The 21,191-nt window shown below is 40.0% G+C and carries 22 protein-coding genes; all 22 read right to left on the reverse strand.

The window, feature by feature from the left end; genetic code table 11:
* A partial coding sequence (locus V7024_RS01970; protein WP_335514907.1) for a M23 family metallopeptidase occupies window positions 1-710 on the reverse strand: 710 nt, incomplete at its 3' end.
* A 163-nt stretch (window positions 711-873) separates the two neighbouring features.
* Window positions 874-1,581 carry an ABC transporter permease gene (locus V7024_RS01975; RefSeq protein WP_335514910.1) on the reverse strand — a complete coding sequence of 236 codons (708 nt, stop codon included), beginning with the start codon at window positions 1,579-1,581 and terminating at the stop codon, window positions 874-876.
* Entirely contained in the window at window positions 1,581-2,423 is an 843-nt protein-coding gene (locus tag V7024_RS01980) for an ABC transporter ATP-binding protein (RefSeq protein WP_335514913.1), read from the reverse strand. Before V7024_RS01980 ends, V7024_RS01975 begins: the two co-directional genes overlap by 1 nt.
* Before the next feature lie 432 nt (window positions 2,424-2,855).
* Window positions 2,856-3,863, reverse strand: coding sequence for a LytTR family transcriptional regulator DNA-binding domain-containing protein (locus V7024_RS01985; protein ID WP_335514916.1), 1,008 nt, complete (start codon window positions 3,861-3,863; stop codon window positions 2,856-2,858).
* 169 nt (window positions 3,864-4,032) lie between these two features.
* Window positions 4,033-5,643, reverse strand: a complete 1,611-nt coding sequence (locus tag V7024_RS01990; protein ID WP_335514919.1) for a long-chain fatty acid--CoA ligase — start codon at window positions 5,641-5,643, stop codon at window positions 4,033-4,035.
* 244 nt (window positions 5,644-5,887) lie between these two features.
* Entirely contained in the window at window positions 5,888-6,910 is a 1,023-nt protein-coding gene (gene spoIID / locus V7024_RS01995; protein WP_335514923.1) for a stage II sporulation protein D, read from the reverse strand.
* A 199-nt stretch (window positions 6,911-7,109) separates the two neighbouring features.
* The gene (gene murA / locus V7024_RS02000) at window positions 7,110-8,414 is read right to left on the reverse strand and encodes a UDP-N-acetylglucosamine 1-carboxyvinyltransferase (protein ID WP_098917318.1); all 1,305 of its coding nucleotides are present in this window, start codon (window positions 8,412-8,414) and stop codon (window positions 7,110-7,112) included.
* Between the two features lie 34 nt (window positions 8,415-8,448).
* Window positions 8,449-9,147 carry a YwmB family TATA-box binding protein gene (locus V7024_RS02005; protein WP_335514961.1) on the reverse strand — a complete coding sequence of 233 codons (699 nt, stop codon included), beginning with the start codon at window positions 9,145-9,147 and terminating at the stop codon, window positions 8,449-8,451.
* A gap of 70 nt (window positions 9,148-9,217) precedes the next feature.
* On the reverse strand, window positions 9,218-9,454 hold the full coding sequence (locus V7024_RS02010) for a DUF1146 family protein (RefSeq protein ID WP_335514930.1): 237 nt from the start codon (window positions 9,452-9,454) through the stop codon (window positions 9,218-9,220).
* A gap of 125 nt (window positions 9,455-9,579) precedes the next feature.
* Window positions 9,580-11,100, reverse strand: coding sequence for an NADH-quinone oxidoreductase subunit NuoN (nuoN, locus tag V7024_RS02015; protein WP_335514963.1), 1,521 nt, complete (start codon window positions 11,098-11,100; stop codon window positions 9,580-9,582).
* Window positions 11,101-11,107: 7 nt separating this feature from the next.
* A complete protein-coding gene (locus tag V7024_RS02020) occupies window positions 11,108-12,610 on the reverse strand; it encodes an NADH-quinone oxidoreductase subunit M (RefSeq protein ID WP_335514932.1) in 1,503 nt (500 codons plus the stop codon).
* Window positions 12,607-14,472 carry an NADH-quinone oxidoreductase subunit L gene (gene nuoL, locus V7024_RS02025; protein ID WP_335514935.1) on the reverse strand — a complete coding sequence of 622 codons (1,866 nt, stop codon included), beginning with the start codon at window positions 14,470-14,472 and terminating at the stop codon, window positions 12,607-12,609. The genes V7024_RS02020 and nuoL overlap by 4 nt, the downstream gene beginning before the upstream one ends.
* A gap of 30 nt (window positions 14,473-14,502) precedes the next feature.
* Complete coding sequence (nuoK, locus tag V7024_RS02030; protein ID WP_098917324.1) at window positions 14,503-14,817, reverse strand: NADH-quinone oxidoreductase subunit NuoK; 315 nt, start codon at window positions 14,815-14,817, stop codon at window positions 14,503-14,505.
* Window positions 14,810-15,334 carry an NADH-quinone oxidoreductase subunit J gene (locus V7024_RS02035; protein WP_335514939.1) on the reverse strand — a complete coding sequence of 175 codons (525 nt, stop codon included), beginning with the start codon at window positions 15,332-15,334 and terminating at the stop codon, window positions 14,810-14,812. Before V7024_RS02035 ends, nuoK begins: the two co-directional genes overlap by 8 nt.
* Window positions 15,331-15,750 (reverse strand): NADH-quinone oxidoreductase subunit NuoI, encoded by a 420-nt coding sequence (gene nuoI, locus V7024_RS02040; protein WP_306196723.1) that lies wholly within the window; start codon window positions 15,748-15,750, stop codon window positions 15,331-15,333. The genes V7024_RS02035 and nuoI overlap by 4 nt, the downstream gene beginning before the upstream one ends.
* A gap of 21 nt (window positions 15,751-15,771) precedes the next feature.
* On the reverse strand, window positions 15,772-16,773 hold the full coding sequence (gene nuoH / locus V7024_RS02045) for an NADH-quinone oxidoreductase subunit NuoH (protein WP_098917327.1): 1,002 nt from the start codon (window positions 16,771-16,773) through the stop codon (window positions 15,772-15,774).
* Window positions 16,773-17,873 carry an NADH-quinone oxidoreductase subunit NuoD gene (nuoD, locus tag V7024_RS02050; protein WP_335514948.1) on the reverse strand — a complete coding sequence of 367 codons (1,101 nt, stop codon included), beginning with the start codon at window positions 17,871-17,873 and terminating at the stop codon, window positions 16,773-16,775. Before nuoD ends, nuoH begins: the two co-directional genes overlap by 1 nt.
* A 3-nt stretch (window positions 17,874-17,876) precedes the next feature.
* The gene (locus V7024_RS02055; protein WP_335514949.1) at window positions 17,877-18,710 is read right to left on the reverse strand and encodes an NADH-quinone oxidoreductase subunit C; all 834 of its coding nucleotides are present in this window, start codon (window positions 18,708-18,710) and stop codon (window positions 17,877-17,879) included.
* Window positions 18,707-19,225, reverse strand: coding sequence for an NADH-quinone oxidoreductase subunit NuoB (gene nuoB / locus V7024_RS02060; protein ID WP_020061447.1), 519 nt, complete (start codon window positions 19,223-19,225; stop codon window positions 18,707-18,709). The genes V7024_RS02055 and nuoB overlap by 4 nt, the downstream gene beginning before the upstream one ends.
* Entirely contained in the window at window positions 19,216-19,584 is a 369-nt protein-coding gene (locus tag V7024_RS02065; RefSeq protein ID WP_335514951.1) for an NADH-quinone oxidoreductase subunit A, read from the reverse strand. Before V7024_RS02065 ends, nuoB begins: the two co-directional genes overlap by 10 nt.
* A gap of 354 nt (window positions 19,585-19,938) precedes the next feature.
* Complete coding sequence (locus tag V7024_RS02070) at window positions 19,939-20,640, reverse strand: ABC transporter ATP-binding protein (RefSeq protein WP_335514955.1); 702 nt, start codon at window positions 20,638-20,640, stop codon at window positions 19,939-19,941.
* Window positions 20,633-21,191: hypothetical protein (locus V7024_RS02075; RefSeq protein ID WP_335514959.1), on the reverse strand; the 559-nt coding region annotated here is incomplete at its 5' end. The genes V7024_RS02070 and V7024_RS02075, both read right to left, overlap by 8 nt.

Raw genomic sequence — 21,191 nt, forward strand, 5'->3', positions numbered from 1 at the left:
GTTGATTTCTCTTCTTTTTTCTTTTCTTGCTTTTCAACTTTAATATCCGCAACCGACTTGTCAAAGAAGCGCTCTGGGTTTACAGCAACATTATCTTTACGAACTTCGAAATGAACATGATACCCTGCCTCTTTATTCACTTCGCTTAATCCTGCTTTCCCTAACACTTCACCTTGATTAATTTTCGCGCCTTTTTCCACTTTTGAATTCCCTAAGCTTTGGTAAAACGTTGTAATACCATTGCCGCTGTCAACTGTTACAACATAGCCAAGAAGTGGATCTTTTTCCGCTTTTGTAACTGTTCCGCTTAATGCCGCTGTTACATCAAATTCTTTTTCATTTTTCGCTGCGATATCGATTCCTGTATTCGCGGAGTATGTGTTGTTATAAAAAACAAGTGCTTGTTCTTGCTCCCCAGCCGCTGCTTTATCTTCGTAAAACTTCTTCTTTACAACAACTTCTGTGCCACTTGCAGTTGGCATCTTCACAACTTCTGAAGATTTGATTACTGGCATTGTTGGATTTTCACCTTGACTTTGCTGCGTTGCTTCATTTTTCTCAGGCATCTTTTTCGTATTCATTGCCTGATACCATAATGCAACCGTTAAAATGACTGCTGCACACACAATGTATAGTGTCGGGAATACCCAACGCTTTTGAAACAAATGGACTACTTTTCGAGAAGACTTCTTGTTTTCCCTCTCTCTCATTCTATCATCACCTCAGCAATCATTTTGAACAAGATTCATCCATCCTATACAATCTATAACTGATTACTTTTCGACAAAATTTGTAAAAATATGCATCGGAATTACAAAATTTCCGAGGAAATGATAAAAAAAAGAAAAAAACTGAGACAAAATGCTCAGTTTTTTAGTCTAGTTGTTTCTTTTTGTAGACGAAGAAGAAAATTATCATCAGTGCTACTATCCAAATGGCGTTATTGATCAAGTGCTCTTGAATAGCAGAAAAGCCTTTTCCATGCATCGCTTTATTGAGACCCTCTATAATATGAGTTGTTGGAAGAAGTCTAACCACTTTTATTACAACTTCATTTTTCACAAATGCTTGTAACATGGGCCCCAGTGAAAATAATATGAAGATTGGCATACCTATGACAGATGTCTGCGCAATATTTTGTGATAACAATCCAACAATCGTACCTAATATAATACATAACAATGTACCTATTAGAAGAATCACAATTAACATTCCAATATTCCCTTTTAACATTCCTAAAATGAGTAAACTAGCGAAGCTTGATACAATGACAAAAAATATCGTTAATACACTTTTTCCAAAAATAACTTCTAATGGATTAGCTGGGGATAGCATTAAAACGCGTAATGTATGCTTTTCTTTTTCTTCAGCAATGCTAATCGCTTGTACAAAACTCCCAACCATTGTGAGTGCCATTGCAATCGTAAAACTAGCGATAAAACCCTTATCTGTATCCAGATTACTATAAAAAAGAGCAAGTATGATTGGAAATAAAGCCATGATCACAATTTGTGAATTTTTCCCTGCATCATACATTTCCTTCCTTACAATCGCCGAAAACCGCTTCATGGAAAATGTCATTATAATCCCCTCCCAGTTACTTCAATGAAAATATCCCCGAGTGTTGGCTCATAAGAATGAATCGATAGTAATTCACCTTTTTTCATCCATTCTGAAATACGTTTTGCTCCTAATTCATCTTTTTGCACTGTTTCTTTTTTCTTATCTTTTAACACAACTTCAATTTTATCTTTCGCGTATTGTAAACGGAGGGTTTCTGGCGTATCAAGTGCGACAATTTCCCCGCCGCATAAAAACGCGATGCGATCGCAAAGTGTTTCTGCCTCATCCATATTGTGCGTCGTTAAGAAGATTGTCGTTCCTTCTTTATTTAAATCTCTTAAGATGTTATGAATGTTTTGAACATTTACTGGATCAAGCGCGGATGTTGGTTCATCTAAGAAGAGAATATCTGGCTTATGCAAAATCGCCCGCGCTAGCGTCACACGTTGTTTCATTCCTTTTGACAGCTTTTTCACCTGTGTTTTTTTATCTTCTAATAAGTTCACCTCTGCTAACACTTCGTCAATTCGTTCTTTTTTACAGCCGTATAAGTTACAAAATAATAGTAAGTTATCATAAATGCTAAGTCTTTCATATAGGCCGCTGTTATCTGTTAAAATACCAATTCGTTGATAGTCAATGCTTCCTGGTCCTGTAATATCTTGCCCTAACACTTTTACCGTTCCTACACTATGAAGTAACTGAGACGTTAAAATTTTTACCGTTGTTGTTTTTCCAGATCCGCTCGGTCCAAGAAACCCGAAAATTTCACCTTGCTTCACTTCAATATTTACATTACGAAGCGCTGTTTTGCTATCGAAGGTTTTCATCACATCTTTCATTTCAATTGCCAATGCCATCTCTTCATCCCCTTTGTTTTTCTTTTATAGATGAAATCCGCTTCAGCGACCGGTTAGCCGCCTCCGCTTGTTTGTTTACGCTTTTCTTGATTCAATCATATGAAAAACAAAGGGGCCTTGCAGTAAAATACCGGTAAAAGGAGTATTTTTACCGGTGAATGGAGCGTATTTTCAGCTCATTGAAACACCATAGGAGGCGAGTGAAGTAATATTGGGGGTAACGCAACATATATAAATCCATTTTGATTTTTCAACATGTAAGTCACTGCTATGCAGAGCAAACAGTGACCTCTACTTGCTTTCTCCCTTTGTTTTTAACCTTGCGCGTGGCAGGAAAAGGCCCTGACCGCTTCTATGCATGGCCAGATACTCTCGCCCACCTGAAAAGAAAGGGGTTTTTATGTCATTTTTTCAATTTGTATTTATATACATTTACAGTCCTATTACATCTTTCAATTCATCCATTCTTCCTTTTGACAGCGGAATGGATGTTTTTCGTTCATCATCAAGGATTAAACTATAACTATTTCGCGTCCATGTAATCACTTCTCGTACACGTTGTAAGTTTACAAGGTAAGAGCGGTGACACCTAAAAAATCCGAAGCCTTTTAGTCGTTCCTCTAATTCGCTTAATGTAAGCGCGCAAATGAAATCACCATCACACACATGAATATGTGTAGTTCCATTTTGCGTTTCAATAAATTGAATGTCCATTGGATCCAATAAAATAATCTTATCGTTTACTTTTGCCGGGATGCGTTCTAATTTCATTTGCGGAATCATTTCGATTACCTTTTCGTTTTCCGCCTCTCCCTGTTCTTCTTGCTCAATCTCTACCTTTCTCACGCCATCTGGATGTAACACATACACATCCTCCGTTAAAGATAAAGCGTCTGAAAGAAAGGCAGAAGTAATAAAAATAGCTTTTCCTTGTTCTTTTAACTTTGTAATGACGTTTCGAATAATGATTGTACTTTCCATATCTACGTTTTGTTCCGGTTCTTCCAAAATAACAAGCTCTGGATTATGTATAACACTTCTCCCAATATGAAGGCGGCGTTTTTCAGAAAAGGTTAACTCCTTTATCTTTACCTCTTTTTTATCTAGAAGACCCACAAACTGGACAACTTCATCTACCGATAATCCATTACCATACAATCCTCGCAAAAAAGTAAAGTAATCTTTTACCGTTAATCGTTCGTACGCCTCATCAGCTAACAAACAAAAACCGATTCGAGAAAAAGAATGTTTCCTAAGCAGCTGTCCATCAAATAACACAGTCCCCGTCGACGCTTCCTCTTCTCCCATAATAATACGGTGCAACGTTTTACCAATATGATTATTGCATTGCAGTACAACACACTGCCCATTCTCAATTTCTAACTGAATAGATGGCAAAACATTTGTCTTTGCCAATTGGTTCAGTTCTAATAACGCCATCCTCTCACCCCTATGTTGGTTTTTTGTTCCATTATATCAGACGTTTTATGGAAATTCGTAATACAATTCCCAATGTTAGAAGATTAAAATTCATATGAAATGCGAGAAGAAAAGTATTCCTTTCACGAAAATAGGCCACCTCATGTCGAGGCAGCCTGCTTCAATCTTCCTACTTCACCATATAACTCTTCAACTGATCACGAAGTGCTCGCTTCAAAAACTTCCCGACAGATGTTTTCGGAATTTCTTCGACAAACAAAATATCATCCGGCATCCACCATTTTGGAAATTGATTTTCTAATAGCTCATATAGCTCTTCCTGATTGACCACTTCTCCTTCTTTTAAAACGACACACGCAACAGGGCGCTCTTGCCATTTTTCGTGCGGAACAGCAACGACAGATGCTTCTAATACTTTTTCGTGTGTCATTAAAGCATTTTCTAAATCAACGGAGGAAATCCATTCACCGCCGCTTTTAATCAAATCTTTCGTACGGTCGGCAATTTTAATAAAACCTTCCGGGTCGACTGTTACGATATCGCCTGTGTGCAGCCATCCATCTTTCATCGATTCTTCGGTGCGTTCATCACGATAATAACTGCCGGCAATCCATGGTCCGCGGAGGCAAAGTTCTCCCATTTCTTCACCGTCCCATTTTATTTCACCCTCTTGACCGATGACTTTCATTTCAAGACCTGGGAGTAAATAACCTTGGCGGGAGCGTAACTCATAGTACTCTTCTTTCGGTAAATCACGTTGATACGACTTCGGACAATTAATGACAACGGCCGGACTTGTTTCCGTCATGCCGTAAATTTGTCTGAACGCAATTTCATATTTTTCTTCATAGGTGCGAACCATACCTTTTGGTGCTGCCGATCCGCCTGACCATATCGTACGAACACTGCTAATATCATAAGGGTGCTTTTCAAGCTCTTGCAGTAAGCCAATCCAAATGGTTGGAACACCGGCCGTAATCGTTACTTTCTCACGTTCAATTAACTCCGCTAAAATTTCCGGGGTAAAGTGCGGTCCTGGTAAGACAAGCTTTGTACCGAACCATGTACTTGCGAATGGAAGTCCCCACGCGTTGACATGGAACATCGGAACAACAGGCATACAAGTATCTACTTCTGATATGCCCCCTCCGTCTACAAGTCCAAGCGTATAGCTATGGAGTGCAATACTACGGTGCGTGTACACGACGCCTTTCGGTTTTCCTGTTGTCGCAGAAGTATAGCACATACCGGCAGGTGCTTTCTCATCTAAATCTGTTATAAATTGAAATGTTTCATTGCCTTCTTCAAGGAGTTGATCATAGTGATATGCTGGTGATAGTGTTGTATGAGGTAGTGCATCGTTATCTGTCATAATGATAAATGCTTTCACATGAGGAATTTCGTGTTGAATACTTTCTAATACAGGAACCATATCTTCATCTACCAAAATAATTTCATCTTCGGCGTGGTTAATAATGTAGGAAATGTGTTCTGCGGAAAGGCGTAAATTAATCGTATGTAAGACAGCTCCGATTCCTGGAATTGCAAAATATGCTTCTAAATGGCGATGGTGATTCCAGGCGATTGTTCCTACTTTATCCCCTGTCCTAATCCCCATTTTCTGTAACACACTTGCAAGCTTTCTTGTCCTCTTTGCAATTTCTCCGTATGTTAATGTTTGAATGCGCGATGCTGTACGTGAGACAACTTCCTTTTTGGAAAAATATTTCTCTGCCCGTTCCATCATCGCCGGAATGAGAAGTGGTACATCCATCATCATCTTTCGTTCCCCCTATCATCATTGAATATCTATAGATACAACCGTATTATAACACGACAAACCTAGGCAAAAACTAACAACCGTTCTTTCCTTTTCTACAAAGCCTGACAGAGACTTCCATCACGAAAAGTGATGTATTCGCATCAGGGTCACCGTTTATCGGCGATTCGACACAACATAAAGACTCTTCGACAAAACAAGACACCCAACATTAAAAAAAGCATAGCGCCGCCGCGCTATGCCTTTACTTCTTCGCTGTCAATTTCCCCTCATATTGATTCAGCGTTGAAATTGCCACACCTTTATAATAATGGGCGACAATATCTGTATACACCTTTCCTTCCTTAGCCATTCCGTTTGCACCGTATTGGCTCATTCCGACGCCGTGACCATAGCCTTTCGTTGTGATGACAATTTGATCACCTTGCTGCTTCCACATAAAATCAGAGGAACGTAAGCCTAATTTATCCCTTACATCTCTCCCTGTTAATGTCTTTCCTTGAAAGTCAACTTCCTTCACGCGCTTTCCTTCTGTACGATCTTTAATATCGCCAACCTTCCCATTTGCTAATACTTTTACGCCAAGACGTTTTTGAAAGTCAGCAACAGTAAACTTTTGTTCACTCGTAAATTTCGGTGCTTGTTGATCCCAAGGACTATTTACACTTTTTAAGTACGGGTAGTCACTGCCCCAATAGTCCGCGGCATTTTCTGTATAGCCATTGCTCGTCGAGAAAAATGACGCTGTAATCGGATTACCTTCATACGTTAAAACTTGTCCGGCTGTTGTTGATACCGCGGATTCAATCCGCTTCATTTTGCCTTCGTACTCTTTGCCCCATTGTTCTTTTAGCTCCGCTTTACTTTTGTACACTTGATTTTCTACCGTATCTGTTACGTCCGCTTTATTTTGAAGCTTTTGTTCACTTAACATACGCTTCACAACGAATGTACGCGCCGTTAATGCCTGTGCTTTTAATGCTTCCATTTCAAAGTTTGCTGGCATTTCTGCCGCAACAACGCCGGCAACATAGTCTTCAATTGAAACCTTTTCAATCTTTTTTTGCTGACTACGATACACAGATACTTGCACATCAGTTTTTGTAGGAGAGGGAGCCGGTACGTCTTGTGCGGACTTAGGAGCAGAAGGTGAATGATCCTTCCCTTCTTTCGTTTTCCCAAACGGAAAAACAAGCATGCTTGGTACGATAATCACTAACGTTATCAACAGCGTTATGATGACGATAATGGGCTTTGTCGTTTTCATTATCTTCCTCCACTATGAAATTAGACTCATTTCATTCTTATGGAGTAAGACAAGCATTTAGAACACGTTCTTTTTTATCTATCACCTGTTTAAATTTTTAGAATTTTTAACAAAACAGGCATAAATATTATGTTTCTTGACTATAACAATAAGAGTACAAAAAAATAGCTTCCATGCCTTTGCATAGAAGCTACCTTTATTAAGCGTGAAGATCAGATACTTGTTGTTCTACTACTTCCGCCACTTGTTCAGTTACACGTTCAATATCTGCACCTAATGCAGCTAACTTACCGTGGAAGTTTACATATCCGCGGTCAAGGTGTTTTAATTCTGTTACACGCGTATGACCTTCAGATACTAAACCAGCTAAGATTAATGCTGCTGCAGCGCGTAAATCTGTTGCTGCTACTTCAGCACCTTGCAGGTTACCTGGTCCATTCATAATTACAGAACGGCCTTCGATTTTAATATCTGCATTCATACGACGGAACTCTTCCACATGCATGAAACGGTTTTCGAATACTGTTTCTGTAATCATGCTTGTGCCATTTGCTTTCAGTAATAATGCCATCATTTGTGATTGCATGTCTGTTGGGAATCCTGGGTGTGGCATCGTTTTAATATCAGCCGCTTTTAACTTCTCAGGACCGATAATACGAATACCTTCGTTTTCCTCAATAATTGTAACTCCCATTTCTTCCATTTTCGCTGTAATAGAGCGTAAATGTTCTGGTACAGCATTTTCAATTAACACGTTTCCACCTGTAATTGCTGCTGCAACCATAAATGTTCCCGCTTCAACACGATCAGGAATAATGGAATGGTTTGCACCATATAATTTATCGACACCTTCGATACGAATTGTGCCAGTTCCAGCACCACGTACTTTTGCTCCCATCGCATTTAAGAAGTTCGCTAAGTCTACGATCTCTGGTTCTTTTGCTACGTTTTCAATAACTGTTGTCCCTTCTGCTAATACAGCGGCAGACATGATGTTTTCTGTTGCCCCTACGCTCGGGAAATCTAAGTAAATTTTCGCACCTGTTAACTTACCGTCTACATACGCCTCAACAAATCCATTACCAACCTTTACTTTTGCTCCCATTGCTTCAAAGCCTTTTAAATGTTGGTCAATTGGACGTGAACCGATTGCACATCCACCAGGAAGCGCAATACGTGCACGGCCATTACGTGCTAAAAGCGGTCCCATTACAAGAACGGACGCGCGCATTTTACGTACATATTCAAATGGTGCCTCGATGTTTAGTTCTTTTGATGCGTCAATTGTTACTTCATTGTTTGCAAAAGATACTTCTGCATTCAAATGACGTAATACCTCATTAATTGTGTATACATCTGACAATTCTGGTACTTCAGATAGTACATTCTTTCCATCACTCGCTAATAGGGCTGCAGCGATTATAGGTAATACAGCGTTTTTTGCGCCCTCTACGCGCACTGTGCCGTTCAACCGCTTTCCGCCACGGACGATGATCTTTTCCAAGTTATTCCCCTCCGTGTCCTTTTTTCACATCTATTCAATACTCAGAAGTTATGATCGGTGTGCCAACCACAATTGTATTCTTGTTGTTCGTAGAACGTATTGCTATTTGCACATTGATTTTCTCTTTATTTGTTGAAAGAGCGTCATTCCATTTTTTATTATATGCGGAGACTGACACAAATGCTCTTTCTTCTATTTTTTCAATCGTTCTTGCTGAAAAATCTTTCAAAACTTCATTGACTTTATCTTGCAAAACACCTTCAATCTTATCATTGAGCGCACCTTGAATACAAGTATAAATTTTTGGTTTTTTATCAAAAATTTGAATCGCTTTATCTGCATATTTGGGGTTCCATTTTGTTCCGCTCACTTCATATATAATAAAAGTGTTTTCTTTAGTATTTTCCATTGTCCACGTAACTACTAGTCTTTCTTCATGAGAAGAAATTTTTTTTTGCGCAGTTGCTTTGTAGCCATCTTTAGATTGCTCAATTTCCCATTCTGCTACATTTGCACGTTCCTTCACTTGCCTTAATAGTTTTTCAAACGTATGTATATCGGAAATTGTCTTTGTTTCCCTTGCTAACCAAGACCAACGCTGAACATCAGCACCGTTCTTTTCTAAAGCAGCAATCATACTTTCCATTTTTTCCTGATCACTCACAGGTTTCATTTCTCGATATCCAACTAAAAAGATAACTACACTCACGACAACCAACATCATGGCTTGCATTTTTTTCACGTTCATCCCCTCCTAGTCCCCATTGTTGACGGAGAAGGATGGTTCTATACGTTGTACTTTTTTACTTTACAATGTAAGTTAAACTCTTTGAATACCCTAAATAATCAAGGAAAAAGTTACTTACCGATGCACCGATGGCAATCGTTACAAGAATAAGAAGCACCCTCATTTGCATGACTTTTCCCGGCTTCATTAATCGCTCTAGATGAAGACCTTGCAGCGCCCACCACGTGATGGTAATAAACAATAAATGCGACACAATTGCAATGAGTGCTTGTTGCCCTAAAATTTGTGCCATAATAAATCGACCCTCCTGCTCTAACGAGAAACTTCTCGTATGAACCTTATTTACTACTCATGTAGTAAACGAAAATTTACCAAAATAAAAAGTGCAGAGTTTATGCTCTACACTTTCAGTTTATACTATTGTACCATGTTCCCAAGAAAGAAGAAATCTTTCATCATTGGAAAATAATTATAAAAGAAATTGTAACCGCTTACTGGTAATATACCAAGTACAACTGTTGCTATCGCGCAAATACTTACAACGATTTTTAAGTTAACCGGAAGAACGATGCGCTCCTCGCTTTCTGCCCGGCGAAAAAACATTTGCTGCAAAATGCGAAAATAGTAAACGAAGGAGATAACCGTTGTCCCCATCATAATTGATGCTAACACGTAATGAGCTGGCTGGACGATAAATGCTCCTAAAAAGATGTTAATCTTCCCAATAAATCCAGCTGTTCCAGGAATACCAGCAATTGACAGAATAAAAATTGTCATCATAATCGCAGTAAACGGTGATCGTTTATATAGACCAGCAAAAGCGGCCATATTTTCCTGTCCCGTTTGTAAGATTATGCCGTGGATAATTGCAAATGCCCCGATATTCATCAGTACATAAGCAAGCATATAAAACCACATGCTATCCATCAGAAATGGTGACATCACAACAAACGGTACGAGTAAATAACCGGCATGCGCCACTCCTGAGTACGCAAACATCCGCTTTATACTGCACTGCTTTAAAGCAACGCTATTCCCAACAATCATCGTTATCCCAGCAAGAACGGCAAGATAGATGCTCATATTACTAAATAGTGATGCTGCCCTGTTTTCCACAGGAATCGCTCCGAAAATGATTAAGAAAATGCGCACAATCATTACAAACCCAGCAATTTTTGATACAGTTGCTAAGAATGCCGTAACAGGCGTTGCTGCTCCTTCGTACACATCAGGTGCCCACATATGAAATGGGACAGTCGCAATTTTGAAAGACAAGCCGACAAAAAGCAGGATAAACGCAAGCGACAGCAAAAGTTGTATATCGCCGCTCACACCTTGTGCGAACAAACGCTGCATATCTAAAATATTTGTTGAACCTGTCAGTCCGTACAAATAGCTCATTCCAAACAACGTAATTGCCGTAGAAATACCACCGTTTATGACATACTTCATCGCCGCTTCATTCGAAGCTTTATGATTCTTACGAATGCCGACTAAAATGTACGAAGACAATGACAATAACTCAAGACCGACGAACAGTGTAATAAAATCACTACTAGATGCCATAAACATTGCACCAAGAAGCGCCGTTAAAAATAAGTAATAATATTCTCCCATGTCTTCAATCGGCTGCTTATCATCATCGCTCACCGCAAGGATTAATACAAGAATACCGCCGAGCAATAAGAGCGTTTTAAATGCTTTTGAAAATCCGTCTAATATAAAAGATCCATCTAAAATCTCTCCAGCCGGTGCACCGTATAATGTCACGAGCGCCACAAGTGCGAGCACAGCCGTTCCAATTGCCCCGTATGCTAAATTTCGGCGCCGAAACGTTTGTTTTGCAAACAGATCGAGAAGTGATAGAAGAATAGCCCCGCCAAGCAGGATAAATTCCGGCGTCATTAAATGCCATGATAAGCCTAGTAATGTTTTCATATCCATTCTATCTACCCCCTAACGACTGTAATGTGTCACGAAGCGGTTCACCTAGTACCTCTGGCAAAATACCGATCACAAGGATACACGCCAGCAAAATTACCGCTGGAATATACTCCAATCCGCGTATATCGCTCTTCGCTTCGCACTCGCTTTTTCCAAATATAACTTGCATCATTGCCCGAAGTACGTACACAGCTGTTAAAATAATACCGATTGCCGAGACCGCCGCTAATACCCGGTGCTCCTGAAACAAGCCAAGAAATGCGAGAAATTCACTCACAAAACCAGACATTCCAGGAAGTCCGAGCGAAGCCATACTTCCCGCTAACAAGAATCCGCTAAGCACCGGCACTTGCTTCGCTAAGCCGCCAAGCTTTGTAATGTCAGAAGTATGAAAGCGCTGCTCGATTATACCAAGCAAGAAAAATAACAGCGCCGCAATTAAACCGTGGGAAACGACTTGGAACAATGCCCCTTTCATTCCCGCCGCGTTCAGCGCGGCTAAACCAATTAATACAATTCCCATATGTGAAATACTAGAATATGCAAGCACCTTTCGGAAATCTGTTTGAACAAGCGCTAAGAGTGCTCCGTACAGCAAATTAATGACTCCTAAAACTCCTAAGAACACCGCGAATTTTTCAAACTGCTCCGGGAACAGCCCCATTCCAAAACGGACAATCCCGTATGCTCCAATCTTTAAGAGAACACCTGCATGCAGCATCACTACCGCTGGGTGCGCCTCCACGTGGACATTCACCATCCAGCGGTGCAGCGGAAAGACTGGAAGTTTAATCATGAATGCAATCATAATCGCTAGAAATAAACCAAACTGCAAGGAGTTAGACAGTTCACCAACCGTTGTCATTTCTTTTCCTGCTAAAACGGCTTGCAGCTCTGCAATATTCGTTGTACCTGCTCTTGCAAATAAAATTGAAAAGGCTATGAGTAAAATCGCTGAACCAATGCCGTTATAAATTAAATAGCTGTACGCCGCTTTTTCACTGCTAAATTTGCCCCATTTCCCAACAAGTAAAAACATAGCTGGCAGTGTGATTTCAAAGAATACGAAGAACAGTAGCAAGTTTTCCGCAGCGAAGACGCCAAGCATACCGATTTCAAGCATAAGCAGCAACATATAGAAACCTTTTACGTGCTTTGTAACGGAAAAGGCTGTAATAGCTGCCAATGTCGCCAACAATGCCGTAAGAAACATCATAACGAGTGAGAAGCCATCAATGCCAAGTTCGTAATAAATGGTAAACAGTTCTTTCTCTACACTTGGAAAGTTTCCAAATTGAATCCACTTTACCTTTTCTGCAAACATCGTTAAACTTTTTCCCGATACATATGTACTTGCGATAAAGAGCGCGGACCCAAGCGGAAGTAATGTTCCAAGCAAACCAACAATCCTCGCTGCTCTTTCCTCTTTCTTCGGTACAAATGCCAGCAGGATGATACAAAGCAGCGGGGAGAAAATGAAGAAAGATAATAGAAAGGAACTCATTGTCCATACCCCCCTGTCAATAACAGAATCACTACGAGTGCAGCTAAGCAAACCGCTGTAACTGTGCCGTACATTTGCACTTGTCCGTTTTGTAGTTTTGAGCCAATCGTACTTACGCCTTTTACAATGCCGCCAATAAGCTGCATAGCTCCTTCCACAATATACGTTTCAAAGAAATATAGAACATATGCAATTCCTTTCACGAGCGGAAGTACTGTTACGCTATACAATTCATCAATATAATATTTCTCCTTCAGCAAGCTATATATGGCAGCGTTCTTTCCGCCAAGCCACTCACGAGAAATTGTATGTTTTCCATAGATCAAATATGCTAAGCCAATCCCAGCCACTGAAACGAGCGTTGCCACGATCATAATCCAGGCCGGACCATGAACCTCTCTCACTTGAAACGCCGCGTCTTTTGTAAGCCAATCCCCAAGAAACGTTCCGAACCAAGGTGTATTCACATAACCAGCCCCAATCGCTAGAACGCCAAGAACCATCATTGGCACCGTCATGACCTTCGGAGACTCATGCACATGTTTCTGCTCCCCGCGCGCCTCTCCCGTGAAGACAAGGAAGTACAAGCGGAACATATAGAAAGCAGTGAAGAAAGCTGCGATTACCGCAAGGACGAATAAACCGTAATTGCCGCGCTCCCACGTCGCCGCTAAAATTTCATCCTTACTAAAGAAACCAGAAAATAATGGAACACCACTAATCGCAAACGTTCCAATTAAAAACAACGAGCCGGTCACTTTCATCTTCTTAAACAGGCCGCCCATTTCTTCAATGTTTTGCGTATGCACCGCATGAATGACGCTGCCGGCCGCTAAGAACAATAATGCTTTAAAGAAAGCGTGCGTCGTTAAATGAAACACCCCCGCCACGTACCCTGCAGAACCGAGCGCAAGCATCATATAACCAAGCTGACTCACCGTGGAGTACGCTAATACACGCTTAATGTCCGTTTGCACGATACCAATTGATGCTGCAAAAATTGCCGTAATACCGCCAACAACTGCAACAGTTTGCATCGCTGCTTCGCTCGCTGCGAAAAGCGGGAACATCGTAGCAACTAAATATACCCCAGCAGCAACCATCGTCGCCGCATGGATCAGCGCTGATACTGGCGTCGGACCTTCCATCGCATCTGGAAGCCACGTATGGAGCGGAAACTGACCTGATTTCCCAATTGCGCCGACGAAGATTAAAATCGCGGTTAATGTAATCATCGCCTGCGAAATTTCTCCAGCTTGTACCGCTTGAAAAATTACATTGTAATCAAAGCTGCCAACTTGCCAGAATAATAGAATCATCCCGATAAACAATGAGGCATCACCGATACGCGTCATAATAAACGCTTTTTTCGCAGCCGCCTTTGCTTCTTCTTTAAAGAAATAGAAACCAATCAATAAGAAGGAACCGAGTCCTACTAACTCCCAGAATATATAAAGCTGTAATAAGTTAGTAGAGATAACAAGCCCAAGCATTGCAAATGTAAACAACCCTAAGTATGCATAAAAGATATGGAGTCTTTCATCGCCGTGCATATACCCTTTCGAATACATATGAACGAGCAAACTGACAAGCGTGACAATAAAGAGCATTAATGCGTTTAATGCATTTACTTCAAAACCAAAAGAAATGTTCACATCTCCAATTTGAAGCCAAGTCCATTGCTGCTTTATCGTTTCTGATGATAGCCGTTCTATTAATACAACTACCGCACCCGCAAATGAAAGAAAAGTAAGCAAGATGCCAATCAAGCTGCTTCTTTCTTTTAACTTCTTGCCAAACATTACGAGTAAAACGAAAGACACAAGCGGGAAAAGCGGTATTAACCATGCATAATCCATCATGAATTTCTCCCCCCCTTTTCGGTCATTACCTTAATGCTTTAACGAATCCATTTCATCTGTATTAACAGTTGCGCGGTTTCTATATAGAGCAATTAAAATCGCCAAACCAACCGCTGCTTCAGCTGCAGCAACGGACATTGTGAACAATGAAAAAATTTGTCCCTTTAAATTTGGAAACATCCCTAATTTACTAAAGGCTACTAAATTTAAGTTCGCCGCATTTAACATAAGCTCAATACAAACCAATACAATTACTGTATTGCGCTTCGTTAACGCTCCAAATAAACCGATGCAAAACAATATAATCGCAAGCGTCAGGTACGCAGAAGCTGGAATACTATTCATGCGAATCCCCCTTTTTCTCGTCCTTCTTCGCAAGTAAAATTGCCCCTATAAGGGCAACCAGTAATACAACAGACGTTAACTCGAATGGTATTATATATTTCGAATACAACAATTCCCCGATCTGACGTGTATTTTGTTCATGAAGTAGGGCGCCATCTTGAACACGTCCACTTTCGAAGTCGACATTATTCACCGCAAAATACAGCACCGCACCAAAGATGACTACAGCAAGAAAAACAATGAGTTTACGCCAGCCAAAGCGCAATTCTTCTTGATCATTATGCTTCGTTAACATAATGCCAAAAATCATAATGATCGTAATCGCACCGGAATAAATCAAAATTTGGACAACCCCGACAAATTCTGCTGATAACATGAAATACAGCCCGGCAATACTAAGGAATGTAAACACGAGAGCGAGCATCATATGCATCACTTTCGTTAAGTTCAGCATAAGTACACCGCCCATGATCGCAAGAAGGGCTAATGCTAAAAACGCTACTAACTCGCCGCTCATACTTTATTCTCCCTTCTCACATGCTGATCATTTTCATCAAGCCACTGTAAGTTTTTAAATAAATCATCACGCGAATATTCGGCTAGCTCAAAGTTATTTGTCATCACAATGGCTTCTGTCGGGCAAACTTCCGTACAAAGATCGCAAAGAATACAAATTTCGAAATTAATATCATACGTATCAATGATTTTCCCTTTCTTCTCTGGATCTGGGTGCTTTTTCCCTGTTAGCTGAATGCAGTCTGTCGGACAAATATTTGCGCATTGATTGCACACGATACATTTTTCTGGATAAAACTTTTGAATACCGCGAAAGCGATCTGGGAGTGGTAGTGGCTGATTTGGATAGTCGTACGTTACTTTCTTCTTACTTAAATTGCTAAGTGTATACTTTAAACCTTTAAATAAACCCTTCATTGTACTCCTGCCCCCTTTAGATTAGAAGAACAATTCTTTTATCAATGCCGCTAAGAAAATATTCGCAAGTGCTACCGGCAGTAATACTTTCCAGCCAAACTCCATTAATTGATCGCCTCGTATACGCGGGAACGTCACGCGGAACCAAATTAATAGAAAGACAACTGCACTAAATTTGAGCGCAAACCAAACAGCTCCTGGAATAAACGCTAGAAACGGAATTGGCTGCCAACCTCCTAAAAATAGTACTGTCATAAGCGATGCCATTCCGAAGAAATACACATACTCAGAAAGCATAAAGAACGCCCAGCGAAATCCCGAATACTCCGTATGATATCCAGAGACGAGCTCCGATTCGGCTTCCGGTAAATCAAACGGCGTTCGGTTCAATTCCGCAACAGCTGCGATTAAAAAGACGATAAAACCAATTGGCTGCACGAAAATGTACCAAACCCCTTCTTGCGCCTCTACAATATCATTTAAATTTAAGCTGCCTGTTAGAAGAATGACCCCAATTACACTCATCACAAGTGGAATTTCATAAGAGATCATTTGTGCTGCGGCGCGCATTCCGCCGAGTAACGAATATTTATTGTTAGATGCCCAGCCCCCGGTTACAACACCAATTGTTGTAATCCCTGAGACCGCAATGTAATACAGCAAGCCGACGCCGATATCGGCAAACTGCAACTTATCTGTAAACGGAATGACCGCTAGTACCATGAATGCCGGAGCAAACGCAATGAGCGGTGCTAATATGAAGAGCGGTTTATCGGCCGCCTTTGGAATCGTATCTTCCTTTAGCAAAAGTTTTAACACGTCCGCTACTGTTTGCAGGAGTCCAAAACGACCGCCCACTTGGTTCGGTCCGATACGTCCCTGCATAAATCCCATTACTTTTCGTTCTGCTAAAATCCCATATGTAACAAAGCCAAGAACGACAAACAACAACAACGTTGCCAATCCGAAAAAGATAAGAAAATTCGTCCAGCTTGCGGGTGACTCTAAGAGGTTTTGTATCATCACCCATCAACCTCCCCAAGTACAATATCAATGCCGCCTAAAATTGTAATTAAGTTTGCGATATTCTCGCCTTTCAAGAGCTTCGGTAAAATTTGCAGATTATAAAAAGATGGGCGGCGGAACTTTAAGCGATATGGCTCTTTCTTTCCCTCACTTGCAATGTAACAGCCAATCTCGCCGCGCGGTGACTCAATTCGCACGAATGCTTCACCTTTTGGTGGTTTAATAATCTTTGGCACCTTCGCTAAGATTGCTCCTTCTTTCGGAAACTGCTCTACCGCTTGTTCAATAATTTTCAGCGACTCTTCAATTTCCTCCATTCGGCAAACGTAACGATCCCAAGCATCGCCCACTTTACCGACAGGAACATCAAAATCAAATCGGTCATAAATCGAGTACGGCTCATCTTTACGAAGATCCCATTTCACGCCAGTGCAGCGCAAGTTTGCTCCGCTTAACGAATATTGCAGGGCGTCCTCTGCCGAGTAAATACCGACTCCCTTTACGCGGTTTAAGAAAATTTCATTGCCGCTCACAAGGTCGTGATACCCCTCTATCTGCTCTCTCATATAAGGAACAAACCCCTGCACTTTCTCAATCCAGCCGTCCGGCGCATCCCACTTCACCCCGCCAACACGCATATAATTAAATGTTAAACGCGCTCCGCATAATTCGTTCAGTAGGTTAATAATCATCTCGCGTTCGCGAAATGCATATAGAAATGGACTAACAGCTCCAATATCAAGCAAATTGGTCCCCCACCAAACAAGGTGACTCGCTACGCGCCCAAGCTCCATCGCAAATATGCGCAAATATTCAGCACGCTCCGGTATTTCCAGCCCCATCATCGTCTCAACTGCGTGACAGATGACATAATTATTTGTCATTGCTGCTAAATAATCCATGCGGTCTGTGTACGGAATAATTTGCGTATACTGCAAACTTTCCGCAATTTTCTCTGTGCCGCGGTGCAAATAGCCAATTACAGGCGTAGCTTCTTTAATGATTTCCCCATCAATTTTAATAACAAGCCGAAATACACCGTGCGTACTCGGATGCTGCGGCCCTACATTTAAAAGCATTTCTTCTGTACGAATCATGTTTTACACCCCCGCATCAAAAGGCTCATAATCTTTTCGCAGCGGATAGCCAACCCAATCATCAGGCATCAAAATACGCTTTAAATTGGGATGCCCTTCAAACACAACGCCAAGCAAATCATACGCCTCGCGCTCCGGCCAATCTCCCCCGCTCCAAAGCGGTACAATGGAAGACACTCTCGGCTCGTCCCGGTCAAGCTTTGCCTTTACCGCTACAGATTGCTTCTTACCGTATGAAAATAAATGCACATACACTTCCATATGCGTCCTAAAATCTGTTGCATGCAATTCTGACAGATAATTGAACGCACATTCGGGATTTTTCTTTAAAAGCTCCATCACTTCATAGTAATGCGCTAATTTCACAACGAGCGTTGGCACATCTTTAGACAACTTATTAATATAGAAATCTTCTAGTACACCTTCGCCAAGTTTCGCTGTAACTGCCTGAACATACAAGTCTAAATACGGCTGATTTTGCGAAGGTTTTTCTACCTTCACTTCTTCCTCTTTCTTTCCTCCAGCAGCCCGGGCCTTTGCTGCCGCTGCTTTTGCCTTCGCGGCTGCGATTGCTTTTTCTTTCTCATTATCTTCCGTGTCAGTTGCGTTCTCCTTTTCTTGCTGCTTCGCTAACGCGGCCGCTTTTGCTTCCTCTGCTGCGCGGCGCTTTACTTCTGCTATATCTATTTCACTCTCATTTGATAGCGCTTTCTCTTTTTCTTCTACATGAGGAACCTCATTTTCCTGACGTGCCGCGAGCCGCTTTTTTGCTTCTTCCTTTGCACGTCTTGCTGCTTCTTTTTTCAGATCATCTATATTTTTATCTTGATCGCTCATTTATTCGTCACCTGCTTTCCTGTCTTTGCTTCGTAACGAATCTTTTCTTTTAATTTATTAATCCCGTAAATTAAAGCTGCTGGATTCGGCGGACAACCAGGAATGTATACATCCACCGGCACAATTTGATCTACCCCTTTTACAACGGCATATGAATTTACGTACGGTCCACCCGCCGTTGCACAAGATCCCATTGCAATAACCCACTTCGGTTCTGGCATCTGATCATATAAACGCCGCACAATTGGGGCCATTTTCTTCGTTACCGTTCCAGATACAATCATGACATCCGATTGACGCGGAGATGTACGGAAGAACGAGCCAAATCGATCTAAATCATAATGCGAAGAACCGACTCCCATCATCTCAATTGCACAGCATGCCAATCCAAATGTCATTGGCCATAATGAATTACTGCGTGCCCAACCTTTTACTTGCTCAAGCGTCGTAAAAAATATATTTCTTTCTAACTCAGCACGTTCTTGTGGATGAATATCTTCAAAATTTATAGCCATTGTAACACCTTCTTTTTCCAAGCATATGCAAGACCAATAAGTAGCATAATAACAAAAATGAGCATTTCCACTAATGCAAATAACCCCAGTTTGTCATACGCTACCGCCCACGGATATAAAAACACAGTTTCCACATCAAAGATGACAAAAAGCAATGCAAAAATATAATACCGGGCATGGAAGCGGACGTTTGCATCATGAAACGGCTCAATTCCACTCTCATATGTTGTTTTCTTCGCTGCACTTGGTTTATGTGGACGTAGCAATTCCCCCAAGGTGAGTGCGACAACCGGCAACAATATACCTAATAGCAAAAAAATACCGACAATCATATAACTATTTTCATATACATTTACCATTGTGAAACCCTCTCCCCCCTCATAAAAACAAGTTCACTTAGTACAAGTTATGATTCATTTGCATTATTTATTATTTTTTAATTTTTCTAAATAATACAACTATAGATATTATAGCAAATTTCAAATTCTTATGTCGATACATTGGAAAAAAGGAACGAAAATAAGAGAGTCTGCCGCGTGCCCAGTAACCTAAGCTTTTGAATTACCTTCAAAACAAAAATATCTATACACTCCCCCTCATTTCTCATCTAATTTGAATGTGAATTTTTAGATAACCTTTACTTTCATATCTTCTATGGGAAAAACAAAAGACGACCAATATAAAGTCGTCTTTTATTCTAAGAAATTATTCTTTCATTGAATCTTAAGATATAATTCTTCTAAATCCTTGATATTTTCACCCGTATAAATCAAATTGTTGTTACGTATAATCCCAATATTATCAGCTAACTTTTCAGCTAAATCCATAATATGTGTTGAAAGTAAAATTAAAGCACCAGCTTTAGATAATTCTTTTAATACATTTCTAAATAAGACTATTTGTTCTGGATCTAGGCCATTTGTTGGCTCATCTAACAATATAATTTTAGGCTGATGAATAATGCTACTTATAAAAGCAACTCGCTTTTTTGTCCCCTGTGACAATGACCCCATTGTTTGATTTCGATATTCATGTAAGTTAAACAAAGCAATCCATTTATTAATCCGATCTTCTAAAAAATCTTCTTCTATCCCCTTTAATTGTCCTACCAATCGAATCATTTCCGTTGTAGTTAAAAAAGGATAATAATATGGAAATTCTGTTAAATATCCTATATTTCCTTGTAAAAATTCATTAATATTTTTCCCTTCTGAACTTAGCAAAGTTATACTACCAGAAGTAGGCTTAATAGCATTTGCTAATAAATTTAGAAAGGTTGTTTTTCCTGCTCCATTTGGGCCCAAAAGAACATAAATATTTCCAGAAGTTAAAGTCCAATTTATATTATTCAAAGCAATTTTATTATCATATGAGTGAGATAGATTACGTATTTGTAAACTAAGTTTATCAAGCATTAAAAAAACTCCTTAATTTTTCTTCTGAATTTAATAAATTTATAAATGCGAAACTTGTTAATAACACCTCGACAATTAATAAATTTACTGAAATTAAATAACTAGAAAGCAAGACTATCACACATACTCCTGATACTACGATACCCTTTACATTTATACGATAATATGTTTGACGATTAAAATCAGAAAAACAAATGCTAATAAAAATATATAACATACTTGTCAAAAAGCTAAATAAGAGCAAAACAAATACATTTTGCAACATTTTTACTATATGATCACTATAATATATACTCCAAAAAATATAATCACATATACCAATAAACGATACCAGTGAAAAACAAATAACCCATTTAGTAAAAACTAACTTTTTTAAAGGTAGTCTAGAATAAATATATAAATTAATTGTAGATTCTTCTAAACCAATACTATTCAGAGTCCATGTATCATGCATCAACGCAATTAATATCAATGTTATAACTACAAAAGCATCAAGCTTCAATTCATGTATAACATAAAAACAAAATTGTCCACATACTAATAAAATTAGC

Origin of the sequence: Bacillus sp. JJ864 (assembly GCF_036963045.1) — a bacterium.
In the GTDB taxonomy this organism is placed as follows: domain Bacteria; phylum Bacillota; class Bacilli; order Bacillales; family Bacillaceae_G; genus Bacillus_A; species Bacillus_A pseudomycoides_C.